Source organism: Serratia sp. P2ACOL2, from assembly GCF_003691565.1.
Taxonomy (GTDB): Bacteria; Pseudomonadota; Gammaproteobacteria; order Enterobacterales; family Enterobacteriaceae; genus Serratia; species Serratia liquefaciens.
Genome location: NZ_CP033162.1, coordinates 2507347 through 2523181 on the forward strand (window position 1 = coordinate 2507347; position 15835 = coordinate 2523181).

The following is a 15835-nucleotide window of genomic DNA, read 5'->3' on the forward strand; positions in this document are numbered from 1 at the left end:
CACCTATGCCACGGCCGGGATAACGATGGCCGGTGGATTTTCGCTGCCGTCCCGCGTGACGCTGTCACCACCGACCAGCAGATAGGTGATTTTGTAATTCACCGTCCAGGGTTTCTCGGTCAGGCAGCGATACTTGAAGGTTTGCTCTTCGGTCTTATCCGAATTAAACAGGTATTTCTTGGTTTTACGGCTCTGCTTGTCGTCCAGATAGGTCAGTTCGACAATCACCTGATTGCAATTTTCCCAGGAGAATTTTCGGTCGAGGAAAATCGAGATCTCGTTGAAGGTCAACACCGAACCGGGATCCAGGTTCAGCAGGGTCGAGGCCGAAATCGACCGTGGCTGATAGCTGCTGCTGCCTTCCCAACCGGTGGTAGCGGCAGACTTGAAGGCATATTCGCTGTCGATCACAAAGCGTTCATTCGGGTCTCTACTGCGGGACATGACCTTGCTCCATTTACCGTCATCGGCAGTAAAAGGCTCGGAAGTATAAACTTGCTGGTTGTAACTGATCTTGAAGGTGGCGGCTTTAATGCCGTACTCGGCAAAGCCGTCTGGCCCCAGCACGGTGAAGTCGATTTTTTGGTAGAAAGGGTCGTTGACGTTAACTTCAATAAAGTAAGGCGGCTCCTTTTTGGCGCGCAGGATATCGCTGCCGATAAAGTTTTGCGGCACGGCAGATTGGCTGAGGGCTTTCGAGGAGATGTAGTTGAAGTTGAGGCTCTTGGTTTCTTCGATCCGGACCAGCTTTATTTCCAGAGAGGCACTGGGGAACAGCCCGCCCTTACCGCCTTCTTCTCCCTCTTTATTGCTCGAGATCAGCGAGTCCAAAATGGAGTCGCTGGCCGATTTGGCCTGGGTATTGCTGTCATCGTTAGGCTTGAGCGAGGCGGTAAAGAAGCTTTTCAGGATCTCTTCCTTGACGAATTGCAGCGCCCATTCTTTTTCTTTGGCTGCCTCTTCACTCGGCATGCTTTCGGTCACTTTGATGATCAACTTCTGATCCTGCTGCAACTTCTTGATCACGCTGTCAAAGCCCAGCCAGAAACTGGCGGGGGTTTCTACCGGGATTGGGATGTTGGCGCCGAATTTAAGGTCAAACTCCTTGTAGAGGCTTTCAAACTTGGCCTCGACTTCGACTTTTAACGCCGGGGTGATACCGGTAAAACCGAGGTTATAGGCCACGGCGGCCGGGGCCTGTGCCTTATTAAACGCGGTTTCGAGGATCACCGCCTGTTGCGGCGTCAGTTTGGCGCTGAAAATGGCGCTGTTATTGCCAAACAGGCTGGGGCACTGCGCGCTGATCAACTCGCCGTTGGCACTGCCCACGTCGAGCACAAAAAAGTTTACCGTGCCTTTGTCATAGGGGACCTGCGCCTTGCGGGCGGTTTTCGGATCAACTTTCAGTTTCCGCAGGTATTCGTTGAAGGCACTGTCCAGTTCGGTGGGATCGATGGCGGTATTCACCTCGAAGTTAAGGTAACCCCCTTGCTGACCGGTGCCGTCGCCGGTGTACTTAATCAATGAAAAAATCGGTTTACCGTCTTTCTCTGCGATATGGATATCACCGGGTAAATACCAGAACTGATTGTCATCGGAGTCATCGGCAAAGAAGGTGATATTTTTGATGGTGGCGGTTTTTGCTCTGAGTAATAACATGGCGGTTCCTTAATTGAGGTTGGCGATATCGATATCGTCTTGAACGGTTGAGGTTTGGACGTACTCGGGTTTATCCCCTTGCCGGCCCGGTTGGTAGGTGAACCAGATCTCCAGCTCGACGCTAAGGCGTTGCGGATCGATTTGGTCGGCGCTGAACCGCTGGGGGGCGGCATCGGATTCGGTAAACTGAAAGACCTGCTGCAAGATGTCGTCATCCCCGGGCAGGTAGGCATAGCTGGCTGAAACCAGCACCATTTCGACCTGTTGCCAATCCATGTCGGCGGACAGCGTCAATACCCGTTGGTGGTACAGGCTGGAGAACAGATACACATCCTGGCTGGTGGGTTCGCTCAGTACCGCAGGGATATGGGGCGAATTGGCGGCGCAGCTGTACTCTTTGGTGACTTCAAACAGATAGAGGTCGGGGTTGGGCAGCATGACCGGATAGTTATGCTGCTGGGATGTCTCGCTAATCTGAAAACTTTTCGACAGGCTGGATGCCGGCAGCTTCATATGTCGGCAGCGCAGGGTGACCAACACCGACTGGTACCAGCGCCAGTCAAATTGGCTGGCTGCCTTGATGACGAAATCATAGCGGCCATACAGCGACTCAATGTCCAGATAAACGTCATTCAATTCGGTTTGCAGAGGGCCGGAATTGACCGATCTCACGCCGCCCACCGCCTGGTTGAGATAGACGGTGAAGTCGTATTCGACCGGCCACAGCATTTTTCCGGTTTTCGGATCGGTAATGCTGGGTGACCTGAAGGTTTTAGGGCCGGTATCGTCCTTACGGAAGGTGAACTGCTTGTTGTCCTTGCCGTAACGCAAACGCACCGTGACCAGCTGGACGTTCGCATCCCACTCATCCGACAGCAGATGGACACTAACTTCGCGGTGGGCGAAGAAGTCATCCTGCAGATCGCTCTGACCGATCACCCGATCGGCCTGATAGTCGGTACCGGCGACCAACTCGGCAAACAGTGCCTGCGGATAGAGCGAGCGTTTCACTACGGTGGTTTCGCTCAGCTTGCCGCTTAAACGTCGTTGATCAATATCCTCAACCGACAGCCGCTGCAGATAAAAACCGGGCTTTGGCTCGGCTTGTTGCGGCACATCGGCAAACACCGGGGTAAAAAACTCGCTGATCAAGATCTGCGTCAGTTCAGCCGCCGCCTGCGCAAAGTGGCCGTCGGGATCGGTATCTCTGACTTTAATGGTCACGACTTTTTCGCTGATTAACCGCGACGAGGTTTCTTCTATATCGACGGAAAATATCAACAGGTTGAAACCGAAAGACTCCTGCAGGAACTGATAAACCTGGTCCCAGCGGGCTTCCAGTTCGAAAGTGGCCGGTGGCAGCTGTTGCAGGTAGTCAATTTTATAGCTGATGGCGATGGGCGCGGTAGCGGGGGTTGCCATCAGGCTCGCCAGCAGGGCAATGTCCGCCTCCGGGGGGAGTTTGGCCAGCAGATAGCAGTTTTGTTGGTCGCTCAATGAGGTTTTGCTGGTTTGGCCGGCGACAAAGCCGGGGATGTCCAGGGTAGCGCTGCAGGCTATGGCCTGTAATGGCATTAATATCGCATCGCGAGGCATCTCCGAGCTGGCCGCTGCTGCTGCCTGCGCGGCCTCGTAGCTGCTGGTCAACTGGGTTTGCAGCGACAGCATGGCATAGTAAACCGTCGCTGGCTGGCTGCTGTTGCGGAAAATCTGCAGCTGGACGGCGGGCTGGTTTCCATCGATAACGCTAATGCTCGGTGCAGCCGCGCAATAGTAATAAATGGGTCTGTCCGGATCGGCTCGGATAAAACAGATGTTTTGCACTACGATTTGGCTGTTCATAGCGACAATCCCATTGGATAAAGGTGAAGGCAGGGCAAAGTTGTTTCGCCCTGCGTTTGGACCAATTAGAACGTCACCACTACGATGGTGCTGGTGCCCGTCACGGGTTTTTCAATGGTTTTCTCCTGGTTGTCCTCGCCGTAATACACCGTGGCGATGTATTTGATCTGCGGTAAGTTGTCAGCTTCGACCTGCATCAGATCAAAGGTCAGATACTGGGTGAGGGATTTAGTATCGAACTCGGTCAGGGCCAGGGATTGGGACTGAGTGAAGTTCCATTTCGGATAGAACACCACCATTTCATAAGTGATCAGGGTGATGTCTTTCTGGCTAGGCTTAAAGATAATGGTGTACTTCTGCGCCTTCGGCAGGGCGTTGGCGACCAGGATCTGATGACCGCGGATCAGTCCATAACCCGGCAGTTGCGGGCTGGTTTCAACCCCGCTGGGAATGTAAGTCAGACTGTCGCCATCCAGGGCATAGTAGTCGGTGGAGAAATAAATCGGTTTATCCACGTCGACGCCAATCGGATAAATAAAGGGTCTGGGCGGCGTAGATTCATTAACCACCTGATTATCCGTCTTCAGTTTGACCCCCTTGTCCGGATCGGAGTATTGCGTTTTGATCACGACCTGGCTGAAGACTTTCCAGCCCATAGGGTCGAGCAAGGTAGAGATATCGGCATAGACGATGCCGCATTCGGCCACGTTAATGGAGATAATCAGATCCTGATCGCTCTGAATTTCGCCGGAATGGTAGGGTTTGGCCTGCAGGCCGGTAAAGTTGACGGTGTAGGAATACTTGAATGCACGGCCCAGCTCGGGTTTGATAAACCACTTGCCGGTTTTTTTCGGCGCGCTGTCGTTCGGCGAAAACTGCAGGGTGCTCTGGTTATCTTTGTCGTAGATGGCGGTCACCACGATGTTGGCGACGTTATATTGCGCCAAATCGTCAGTAACGAAGAATTCAGGCTGTATGTACTGGTAGAAAGGATCGTTGAGGTCGTATTCTTTAAAGTATTCTTTCAGATTGGGTTCGCCGACGATGGATCGGATAGACGGCAACTGGGTCTGCGGGGCGATGGCGAAGGAAACCACGGAGTTTTCATCATAGACGCGGGTAAAACTTTTGGTTTCTTTGAGGCTGGATTGGAATTTATCAAAGCCGTCGGCGTCATTGAGCAATTCGAGGCTCATATCCAGCCCGGTTTGGCTGCTTAAAATCTGTTCTACCTGTTTCTGTCCCCAGGCGGTCAGCCCCTCTTTCCACTTGATGTACTGGGCATCATCCATTCCCATTTCCTTGGCGGTCAGCCCAACCTGAACGTCGATTTTGATGGCGCCTTTCTCGATATATTCCCGCTCGATCTTTTTCTCATCGGCCGACCAGGTATGGTAACTGATGCTTTGTGTCACCGACTTGGTGATCTCGCTGTCGTAGCTGACGGTGACCTTAGCCGCCGGCAAAGAGGCATCCAGGTTGAAGTCGAAGCGAATGCCCACGCTGGAGTTTTTATCGGTTCCTTGCAGCACCTGTTCGAACAAAGTAGCGCCTTCGCCGGTCAGCGACAGGCTGAAAACGGTATTGTTATCGCCCAGGCCGGAGGGTGACAGCGTGGTCGGGATCTGGCGGTAGAATTTGTCGTTGCTGTCGAGAATCAAAGCCGCCTGTGCCGAGGTGTATCGCGGTTGCATCAGCTTGATTTTTTCGGCATTTTCCGGCAGTAGCTGAGCAAGAAACTGGTCAGGGCTCTTGTTGGGATCGTACAGGGCGACAAACTTGCTGGCCTGTTCATCGTTCAGGCCGCAGTTGCGCAACGCGGTGTCCATAGTCGCTTTTTTGGTTGCGTTCTCGGGGTCTGCCGCGTAGTCCTGTTCCGCTTTGACATACTTGACGATCAGGGCAGATTTCGCCTCCAGCTGGCTTTGGATATTGCCAAACAGCTGGGCGCGGATTTTGGCCTGCAGATCTACCGTTGGGAACGGCAGCATCACGGTAAACTGCGCATAGCCGCCCTGGGTGTCTTCGCTGCGATACTTGTAGAACATAAAGCTCGGGCTGTCGGTATCCCTGGCGACAAACACCGGCGTTTCAGGCACCACGTAAAAAATGTCCTTGTCGAGGCTGTCTCCGTAACAGGTATAGGCGCACTCTTTAATGCCCAGGTATTTATCCGTGGGGATTTTGACCGATTGCTGCAAAGCGGTGGTTAACATAGGGTGTTCCTCTTGTTTATGTGACTACTTGTATTGCAGTTTGATGGGGCTGGCGCTGGCCTGTTGCGGGCCAGAGTCGTAGGTTTTCGGGAAAATCGACGAGGTTTTTCCTTGCCAGCGGTACTCGATTCGGCCATTCAGTCCGGCTGAATGAGCATTGATCCACCAGTTGGCCAACCAGGGCTGGGCAGGAAACGCAAAGCTGAAGTTCTGCTTTTTACCCTGGCCGGCAGGGGTGTAACTGGCGCTGCCGGAAAGGGTTTTGAAATCAGCCTTCAGGTGTTCGGCTTCAAACAGCACGCTGTAAAAACCCAGGTCTTGCGGGGTGAGAGCGATAGCGTCTTGCCAACCGAGCGATTTTTCATAGCTGGAGTAGTCGGAAAAGGTCACTTTGAGGGTGATTTCGCTGACCGGGGTTGGCGTTTTTAACGTCACCGGCGGGAAGCTGGGCCACTGCATAGGCGTGACTTCACCCGCATAGCGCAGTTCGATCGACATAATGTTGAAACCATTAGGGTTGAATCCCAGGCTGACCACGCACTTCCGGTGTTTGATCGGTTTATCCGGCCTGCTGGGCTCCGGCAACGGCGTTGGCGTAAAGGTGATGATGCTGTCGGCGGGCAGTTGGCCGAGCAGGGCGGCGATATCCTGCTGCTGCGCGAGCAAATAGCTTAGCGGTACGCTATTGCTGTATTTCACGTCATAGCTGAGCTGGGTGGGGATCTCATCTATGGAGTGGATATTTCGCAGCGTGTTGCTGACCAATTGCGATGCGGTTTTCACCAGCGCATTTCTGACCAGTTCGCGGGTCTGCTCCGACGGGGCATTGTCGAACTGCTCCAGCAGCATGACCACGCCGGCGTCTATCTGTTGGTTAAGCAGAATGGCAATAGCTTCTGGCTGGCGAGCCTGTTGGTTGAAGGCCAGGGTGACAAAGGCCACCCAGTCCGTTTCCAGGCCTGCGGTGACGCGACTGCTGACGGTGAACTTGCTGTGCGTCACCAGGTAAACCTGGTTTTTGGCCCCGCGAACGGCATTGTCCAACAACGCTGACTCGGCATGGGTCAGGGGCATTTTTGACTGTTCAAACTCGACGTTATAACTGTCAGATTCAGACTGGTGAGCAAAACGCAGAAACAGCGTCTGGCGAATATCGCCTTGTTCCAGACGGATCGGTTTCGGCGCAGGAATGAAATGCTGGCGGATGTAAGCCTCAATCGCCGCGGTATCGACCGGCATATTCGGAGCGATAAAGGTCGCCAGGCCACCGCCGGGGCTGGTCAGCAAATGCAGTGCGCTGACCTTGCCACCCGGAGTGTCCATTATCACCTGCGGTATGAAACTGCCGTAGGTGTAGCACTCGGCGGGCAGGCTTTGGTCGTGGAAAGCAAAGGCCCTGCCAAGCAGGAAAAAATTCTGCAATGCTTGTTGCGGGTTCAACGGGTCAGTGTTCATTTTTCACCTTTAATAACAATCGTTTGATCGTTGGTCACAATCTCGGACCATGGGCCGCCGTCGGGTTTGTAGCGAAATCCGGCTGCAAAAATAGAGGTCACGTTCCATTGGTATTTGAAGCTGTCCTGCTGGTGGGTAAAGATGTGATCCGTCATGCGGCTTTCGTTTTGCTGCTGGAACGTCACCTTGAAGGTGGGCAGGTTGTCCGGAAAATGGACGGTGATACGCGCCTGCTGCGCACCAAACTGCGGGAAGCTGTAAGCGCCGATAGTGGTGGCTTGAGTTATCGGCATGGGCAAAGCGACAACGCCGGTGTCGCCTAGCTGGTAGGCCGTCGCTTCGGCATAGGTTTCGTCGCCAAGAATAGGGCAACTGAAATAGGGGGCAGCCGCAGTTAACGCCAAATCCTGCAGCCAGCCGGCGGAATGATAAAGCCCGCCAATTCGGCTTTGCCGGGCAAACCCCGGATCAAGGCTGATGGTCAGAAATTGGCAGGGTAGCGCGGCGTAATCCAGTACCAGCGCAGGCTTGGCGCAGGAGCGCAGTTCGCTACTCAGCTTGTGCCAACTGCCATCCTGTGAATAGTTGACCCGAATTTGGTAGAAGAAAGGCACCACTTCCAGCGCACTGGTTTTGAAGCGGAAAATCAATCGGCTTTGATCTGGCGTCAGTATCTTCGTTTGCGTCTGCTCCACCGGATAAATATCGCCACGCGGAAGGGTTAGCTGAATATCGACAGATACGCTGCTTTTCAACCCAAGCGGATAGGCGTAAAAGACGTCGATCTCCCGCTCACCCGAGGGCAATGGTGGGGCCGTAGAACGGTGAATAATGGCATCGGGAGTGGCTTTGACGATTTGCTGCGCAGCGGCAAAGGGATCCAGTATGAAGCACAGAGGGCGTCGACTCAGCACCAGCGAATCGAGTTTGAAAATCACCCGGCCGCCTTGAGCAGGCACCGTCAGGGCGATCATTGCCGTGTTGCTGGAGGCCGGCCCGGCGTAGGGGGAGCCCAGCAAATTGTAAAGCCGATCAAGCAACGCCTGGCTGAAAAGCAGGTTTTGTTCAGGATCCTTTGTCGGCAAAGGCGGGGTGATTTGCAGCGGTAACAAAGCAATATTCTGATAGATATATTGCGTCAACAGGCCGTAATCAAAGGCTACCCGATGGTCGTCGAGAGTTTGTGAACCTTTGACCCCGGCGGCCAAGACATGCATCAGCGCCCTGGGATCAAATTCGACGGAATAAGCCAGGCGAGGCGAGACGCCTTCAACAAAACCGTCCAGGCGGGCATTAAAACCGAGGGTTTCATCCTGCAGGGTTTTCTCAATCAGCTGGGTGCTGGCCGAATTGAGCAAAATAATAAATTGAGTGCACTGCGCCGAATACCAGGTGGCGTCATAGCTTTGCCCGCTGAGGGCGCTGTGATACTCAATAGGGACGTCAAACCCCAGGCTGCCGGGCAACACGGGCAGCACCTTGATGGCGTTGTCCGGGTGCTGTTGTTTGAATTCCACCAGGCTTTGCTCGCCGGCATACTGCAGTTCGGTAGTGAAATTCAACCAGCCGTAGACGCTGTCGGTACTGGGACTGCGGACAATATCCAAAGAGAACGCCAGTGGATCTGCCTCCAGAATGCTGACGGATTCGGGGTATAAAAAATAGGCGTCGTTTTGTCGATAAGTGGCAATAAATCTGTGCCTGTCGGTGACGATTATCTGCTGAAAGTCCGGGTATCCCTCATACATGAGATTATTTCCCCGCTTTATCGAGATGATTTTGATAATCCTGATGCCATTCCTTCGGCAATTTGCTCAGCACGTTCACGGGGCGCTGATGATATTCATCCTCATAGATCCTTTGCATCTGAATATCACCCACCAGTATGCCGTTGGCATACAGGCAGTTATCGGTGTAATGCTCATCGTGGGAGGCGAGTTGCAGGTTGTAGACTTTCAGATCGCCCTGCTGTTGAACAATGCTAATGATTTTGCTTTCGCCATCCAGGGTGATTAATTGGCTGGACGGGGTTAATTCCCGGGCTATGATCACGCCTGACGGCGTGATGAAAGGGTGCCCCAAACTGGCGGTGATATTTCTTGTCTGACCCGTGCTATTGCGCATGCTAATCACCAGGTAATGTTGCTCCAGGCCGCTGGTGACCGCCTCGACGCGCAGCGGTTTATTATTTCTCGATAATACAGTCTCACCGATATCTATGGCGGAAATCGGTTTTTCACTGCCATCCTGCATTAGGATTTTGCTGTCACCTGCCAGGCATCCGTACACGATCCGCATCGGCTTTAATTGTACGGTATTTAAAAAACCTTGGTCCGGTTCGATTTCTTTCGGAGCGTTGGTAATAAAAGCAGCTATGCTTTTCCCCTCAACGTTAAGAATGACCTTGAAAACATAATAGATCCATTCGCCTGAATCAAAATTGACCTGATTAAACCTCAGCCAGTCCAGATTCCAGGAAATATTGTTGCCATTGATTCTGGTGTTAGGGGAGTTAAAAATATTATAATTGCCCAAAGGCGTGACGGGATCGCCACCCGCCCTCGTACGAATAAGATAAATAGTATTACTGGCTTTAACCGGCTGACCACCGCTAAGTTCAATTTGGCCCAGATAGGTGATATTTCCTTTGATGGGCACTCTGACCGAGCCGTCATAGGTATTACGGTAGTCGCAGTCGGGTTCATCACGGGTTAAACAAATCTTTATTTCATTCGGGTTGATAATACTTCGAGGCGACTCATTGTAAATATCCTTGGGGTAACTCTGCGTGGTGATAATTTCTGCGCCGTATATCGTCTCTCTGTCAATTGTCTGGGCAAAGGTATAAATCACCGTGACCGGATAATCGGTAGCGATCTGGCTGCCAGGATAAACCCCTTTGGCGCTCAGGGTACAGTCTGCGGCATAGACATAAGCCTGGTTGTAGTTCACCGTGCCGACATTAACCGCTTCGCCGTCAAACAGTCCCAGGGTTTGCGTTACGTTGGCGGCGGATACCGGCAGGGAGCCAATGGCGTCAGCACGGTAATTGCTGCCGTCGGTAGAATCCAGCCGAACAATGCTGTAGACCGGTTGAGCCGACCCGCTACTGGCCTCGCTCAACAGGCCGCCGCTGCGTTTTAGCCGTTTTGTTTCTTGCCAGCATTGGGTGAACTGCGGGGAGTAGCCTGAGGTGAGGCCGGCAAGTTTGAGTTGAATGTCATAAAAACTGACCAGCAAGGGGTCGCCGGGCTCAATAATAAACACACCGGTGTTGCTATATTTGCCGATGACATTTTTGACAATACTCTTTTCATCTGACGTATAACCTTGTGTGATCATAATATCAGCACCCAATAGTATTTAGAGGTAAACGCAGGGAATAACCTATGAGATTAAAAAAGAATTTTAGCTTTGCGTTTATTTACAGGTTTCTTTGCAGTAAGAATAAATAGCGCTCAGACTGTCGGAGCCAAGATATTGTTCAAATTCACCGTCGGTAGGGTCGATATCAGGATCCAGAGTCATACCATACAGCTCCTGTGCAAACATCGCTTTGGTCGCTGAAGGCTTACTTTTAAAGTAAGCTTTTAACTTTCCTTTGCTGACTTTTCGTATCCAGGCAAATTCGCCACCCAGGGCAACTTTGCCGGTGAAGGTGAAATCTTTACTGGTATAAAAGCTGATGTCGTTAGGGTAAACCTGATAACGAACAACCTGTTGGACTTCAATATTATGCAAAGTCTCTTCCCAGGTTTCTCTTTTAATGACGTTTAACGCGAAATACTTACCGTCAACCGGGCCGTCTTTTGCATCTGCGGTACCCCCAAATAACATTGGGCAGCCTCTGGCGAAGCCGGTGTTTTTTAACCCTAAAAGAATGAAATCATTATTCCCAACGGCCGCAGGATTACTGTCGAGAATGACGTATTTTTTAATGGGCATAGTCAGGTCCTTATACATTTTTCAGTATAAAAATAAGGTTTTCGGGTCGGTTCGGAGCGATGAATTACTCATCATCAACAATAGCAATGGCGACTAAAAAATCAACCAACACATAAAAATAAATGAAGTGTTTTAAAGTGTTTTGACAGATAGTCAAATAAATCACTGCGTTAACCGGGGCTGGAAAAAAAACGTTTAAACAATCAAATAAAGAGGAGGTTGTTGTTAATTTTTGTGTTGGTTAATTATTTAACCTTATTAAATCAATGTATTGTAATTTCATTGCGTAAATATGATTTTCTTGGTATTTAAATAATGGCGAACCGTTAGGCATGAAATTAATTTACTATTAGGATTTTCTTTAATCATAATGGTTGTGAATGATTAAACAAACCCTTGTGAAAGTAGTTAGGAAATCCAGGTATTACTAATCATATCCGTGTGACGTTAATGCTAAAGCTTCCGCCGCATTAGGGCGGAAAGCGTCAAAAACCGGAGGAAAAGGACGGCGAAGGATCAACGTCAACCTGGATCCCGTGGATGACATCGTTGTGCGTCATCTGACGTCAGGCGTTGTCCACCCGAGGATTGGAGTGGGTCGGCTGGCTGGGATACTCCACCTGGTGCTTGTGCAGATAGTCACGTATCAACTGACGGATCACCTGAGAGGGGGTCACGTCCTGTTGCAGACAGAGTTCTTCCAGGGCTTTTTTCTTGTCTGGGTCGATGAGGACGGTCAGACGCGCCGTTTTCTTTTCCATGGTGATTGCTCCAGAGGATGATAATCAAATGATAATAGCAGGGCGGCAATACCGCCTCAGCTAAAGTGCAGCCGTTCAATTTTGCGTGACAGGTAGCGAAGATCGCAGCTAAAGCTTGGCCCGACCTCAGCGGAAAGGCGGCGCAGCAGGCTGAGTGGCGTTTCGGTATTGGCAAGCGCAGCGTAGATAATCACGTTGCCGCTGGGTGCCACGCAGTACAGAACCGTGTTAAACACCCGGTGTAAGCTGTGATACAGCAGTGAGCCCTCATCCGGCACTTCATGGTAGTTCAGTACTAACCAGCCCGGATCCGAAAGCCGCTCGGCGCACTGCGCCAAAAAGGCCTGTGTGCCCTGTTGCGGATCCATGGTAAAGGCGCTGTAGAGGTCGGAAAAAATCAGGTCATAGCGCCGCTGGGCGGGGGCTCGCAAGAAATCCGCGGCATCGGCGATGTGCATGGTGATGTTATGAACGGCAGGCAAAGTGAAGTATCGGCGGGCGACGGACACCACCGCCTGGCGTAATTCCACCACTTCCAACAGCATATTGGCATCATAGGCGTGCAGCGCCCGCACCAGGCCACCGCCGCCCAGTCCCAGGATCAGTGCCGAGGCGGGGGGCTGCCAGGCGACCGCCATCAGCATGGTTTTGATGTAGTTATGAACCGGCACCTGCGGCGCGCTGATGCACATTTTGCTCTGTTCGCAGATACCGTCAAAACGCAGGGTGCGGTAACCCTTGTGATCGGAGACGATAATTTCGCCGCAGTGATCCAACTCCCGTGCAATCACCTGACCACGAGGGGAGAAATCCAGGCTATTTAGCAGCTTATCAACCAATGACATAGTAGTTTCGTCGAGCCTCCATCCTAAAAAGGCAGCCTTACTTACGGGCGCACATAAATTCTGCGGTACAGATCCTGCGGCCATTGACCGACGCACGGCCAGAGAATCGGGCAATGCCGGAGCGCTGTCGGACAAATGTCACTTCCATACAGAGTTGGTCACCGGGCCGTGCCGAACGATAGAAACGGGCGCGATGGATGGCCGCAAAATAGTAATGCTCGCCTGGCAGCAACGGGCTGAGAAAATAATGTGCCAACAGACCGGTGGTTTGCGCCAACGCTTCCACCATCAATACGCCGGGAAATACCGTCATCTGATGATGGCCGGTCCAGAATGTCGGTTCGTTGGCGGTGATATTTTTGATGGCGCTAAGGCGGCCTTCGGCAATGCAAGTGCCAGCAGGCAGGATGCGGTCAACCAGCAGACAGGGAAAACGGTGTGGCAGGATAGATTGAACATCCTGGTACTGCAGTGGATTACCATTTAGCGGCATGTGTGTTTCGGATCCTGTCAGCGGGCAAAGCTCAGCTTGCGTGGGCCTCTGTGCCGGTCGAAGTGTAATGACATTATAATGTTATTATCATCAGATGCACCAAATGAAAGCCTTCTGGGTTGAAAAACAGCGAATAACGTCAGCCGATTCAAACGCCAGTAATTACAACTTGTTGAAGATATTGCGTGTTTCGAGGGGGAGGAAGTTAGCCGCCAGCAGGAGAGCGGCGGCTAAGGGGGATCAGTTTTTGTAGCGCGTCAGCTTATCGAGGTAGCCCATCACAAAAGCCGAAAGGACAAAGGTCAGGTGGATGATCACATACCACATCAGCTTGTTGTCCGGCACGTTTTTGGCGTCCATAAACACCCGCAGCAGGTGAATGGAGGAAATGGCGACAATTGAAGCGGCCACCTTGTTCTTTAGAGAGGTGGCATCCATCTTGCCCAGCCAGCTCAGTTTCTCTTTGTTTTCGCTGATATCCAGCTGCGAAACAAAATTTTCATAGCCCGAGAACATCACCATCACCAGCAGGCCGCCAACCAGCGCCATATCGACCAGCGAGAGCAGCGTCAGAACCAGATCCGCTTCGGCTATGGAGAAAATGTTCGGCAGAACATGGAATATCTCCTGGAAAAATTTAATCGACAGCGCCAGCAAGGCCAGGGACAGGCCGAAGTAAACCGGGGCAAGTAGCCAACGGGAGGCATACATGGCATTTTCTAGAAAGCGTTCCATAGTCATCTGAGTTCGTTACAAAAAGTGGGATACAGTATAACGCAAGAGGCCCGTCAAAAGGCAAGAGAGCCCGCGAGGATTGAAAGGGGATTTCGCCGGGATGAGGGAATGCCATACGAAAGAAATAAGCCCCTTTAATCACTGCGTGTTTTTAAGCTATTTACTCCGCAAAAAAATATTTTATCAATATATATTGAGCTATCCGAAAATCAGACTAGCATTTAAATGCTGCATGATGACATTGCAGTGGTTTTTTATATCGCGAGCGAATTATATATAACGGAAATGAATTAACCTAATGGAGATGGATATGGATAATTCCCTAAATGGAAAAACCAACGGTTGGGATAGTGTTAATGATTTGCTGAATTACCATAATAGAGGCAATGGTTTAACCATTAATAATAAGCCTTCTTTTGATATAGCAGCGGCAGGCAAGCAAATAGCGCGCAGTGAACAAACCTGGAATGGAACTCACGTCCTCGGCCAAGGCGCCACCGTCACTTACTCCTTCCCGGATTGGGATTATAATCAGAGCAATTTAAATGGTCGCTTTGCCAGCCAAGACACCGGCCTAAGCGCCTTTACCGCCGATCAAAAAGCGCAGGCCAAGCTTTCCCTGCAGTCTTGGGCCGATGTGGCGAACCTTAATTTCGTCGAGGTAGCCCCAGGGCAAAAGTCCAACATTACCTTTGGTAATTATGAGGGCGACGGTCAGGCTTATGCGATTAAACCTTTTACCGGCGCAGGTACGGATTATCGCGGGCATAATACCGACGGTCAAAGCTGGTTCAATATTAATTACGACTATGCAGATCCCCGTGATGGTGTTTATGCCAATTTACATCCTGAATTGGGCAACTATGGCCGCCTGAGCATCACCCATGAATTGGGGCACACTTTGGGGTTGGATCACCCAGGGGTTTACAATGCCGGACAAAGCCCGAGTTATGCCAAGGCTACCTACGCCGAAGATACTCGCCAGTTCAGCGTGATGAGCTATTGGGATGAATCTGTCACCGGCGGCGATCACGGCGGTTATTATTCCGCGGCTCCGCTGGTCGATGATATTGCTGCCATTCAGTATTTATATGGTGCCAATACCACCACGCGCACCGGTGACACGGTATATGGATTCAACTCTAATTCCGGCAGAGATTTCTACACCGCGACGGACAGCAGCCAGAAACTGATTTTCTCCGTCTGGGACGCGGGCGGTAACGACACCCTTGATTTCTCAGGGTACTCGCAAGACCAGCGTATTAATCTGACCGAAGGCTCGTTCTCTGACGTTGGCGGATTGAAGGGCAATATTTCCATCGCCGTAGGCGCTGTCATCGAAAACGCCATTGGCGGTTCGGGGAATGATGTCATTGTCGGCAACGACGCCGCCAATATTCTTCAGGGCGGCGCGGGGAACGACGTTATTTACGGTGGCGGTGGGCAGGATCAGTTATCCGGTGGCAGCGGCAGTGATATTTTTGTTTTCTCCGCCGTGAGCGATTCACCGTTCAAATCGCCGGATAAGATCCTCGACTTTGAAACCGGTATCGACAAGATTGACCTGTCTTTCTTTAATCAGGGCGATAACGGTACCGACTTTATTCATTTCGTTGACAGCTTCAGCGGTCAGGCAGGTGAGGCCACGTTGACGTATAATTCACAAAGTGATTTTAGTGAATTGGCATTGAATATAAGTGGTCATGCGACACCGGACTTCCTGGTGAATATCGTAGGCCAGGCAAATACCGCCACTGATTTTATTGTTTAATTCTGTCACGGTGGGTTATGCCCACCGTTTTATTACGGTTTTATTCCCCTGCGCCCCACAACGTCTCTTCGCCACGTCGGCTGCCGTCGCCGCTTTGTAAGGATTTCGTAAGC

General features: G+C 51.5%; 12 protein-coding genes. 1 reads left to right on the forward strand and 11 read right to left on the reverse strand.

The annotated features are described in order from the left end of the window. Nucleotides 1-3: 3 nt before the first annotated feature. The 11 genes from EBA31_RS12335 to EBA31_RS12385 form a co-directional block, all read right to left on the reverse strand. Entirely contained in the window at nt 4-1659 is a 1656-nt protein-coding gene (locus EBA31_RS12335; RefSeq protein WP_122079293.1) for a hypothetical protein, read from the reverse strand. Nucleotides 1660-1668: 9 nt separating this feature from the next. Beyond that, nucleotides 1669-3501, reverse strand: coding sequence for a hypothetical protein (locus EBA31_RS12340; protein ID WP_122079294.1), 1833 nt, complete (start codon nt 3499-3501; stop codon nt 1669-1671). Between the two features lie 65 nt (nt 3502-3566). After that, nucleotides 3567-5717 (reverse strand): hypothetical protein, encoded by a 2151-nt coding sequence (locus EBA31_RS12345; RefSeq protein WP_122079295.1) that lies wholly within the window; start codon nt 5715-5717, stop codon nt 3567-3569. Nucleotides 5718-5741: 24 nt separating this feature from the next. Then, the gene (locus EBA31_RS12350; RefSeq protein WP_122079296.1) at nt 5742-7172 is read right to left on the reverse strand and encodes a hypothetical protein; all 1431 of its coding nucleotides are present in this window, start codon (nt 7170-7172) and stop codon (nt 5742-5744) included. Beyond that, complete coding sequence (locus EBA31_RS12355) at nt 7169-8920, reverse strand: hypothetical protein (RefSeq protein ID WP_122079297.1); 1752 nt, start codon at nt 8918-8920, stop codon at nt 7169-7171. The genes EBA31_RS12350 and EBA31_RS12355 overlap by 4 nt, the downstream gene beginning before the upstream one ends. A gap of 4 nt (nt 8921-8924) precedes the next feature. Continuing rightward, nucleotides 8925-10514 carry a Hint domain-containing protein gene (locus tag EBA31_RS12360; protein ID WP_122079298.1) on the reverse strand — a complete coding sequence of 530 codons (1590 nt, stop codon included), beginning with the start codon at nt 10512-10514 and terminating at the stop codon, nt 8925-8927. A gap of 78 nt (nt 10515-10592) precedes the next feature. Beyond that, nucleotides 10593-11117 carry a hypothetical protein gene (locus tag EBA31_RS12365; RefSeq protein ID WP_122079299.1) on the reverse strand — a complete coding sequence of 175 codons (525 nt, stop codon included), beginning with the start codon at nt 11115-11117 and terminating at the stop codon, nt 10593-10595. Between the two features lie 566 nt (nt 11118-11683). Beyond that, a complete protein-coding gene (locus tag EBA31_RS12370; RefSeq protein WP_012145111.1) occupies nt 11684-11878 on the reverse strand; it encodes a ribbon-helix-helix protein, CopG family in 195 nt (64 codons plus the stop codon). 56 nt (nt 11879-11934) lie between these two features. Further along, a complete protein-coding gene (locus tag EBA31_RS12375) occupies nt 11935-12723 on the reverse strand; it encodes a spermidine synthase (protein ID WP_116690495.1) in 789 nt (262 codons plus the stop codon). A 37-nt stretch (nt 12724-12760) separates the two neighbouring features. Continuing rightward, entirely contained in the window at nt 12761-13216 is a 456-nt protein-coding gene (gene fabZ, locus EBA31_RS12380) for a 3-hydroxyacyl-ACP dehydratase FabZ (RefSeq protein ID WP_020826847.1), read from the reverse strand. A gap of 240 nt (nt 13217-13456) precedes the next feature. Then, complete coding sequence (locus EBA31_RS12385) at nt 13457-13951, reverse strand: TIGR00645 family protein (protein ID WP_041414553.1); 495 nt, start codon at nt 13949-13951, stop codon at nt 13457-13459. Between the two features lie 310 nt (nt 13952-14261). Here EBA31_RS12385 and EBA31_RS12390 point away from each other — a divergent pair, with 310 nt between their 5' ends. Next, the gene (locus EBA31_RS12390) at nt 14262-15722 is read left to right on the forward strand and encodes a serralysin family metalloprotease (RefSeq protein ID WP_122080616.1); all 1461 of its coding nucleotides are present in this window, start codon (nt 14262-14264) and stop codon (nt 15720-15722) included. Nucleotides 15723-15835: the final 113 nt, after the last annotated feature.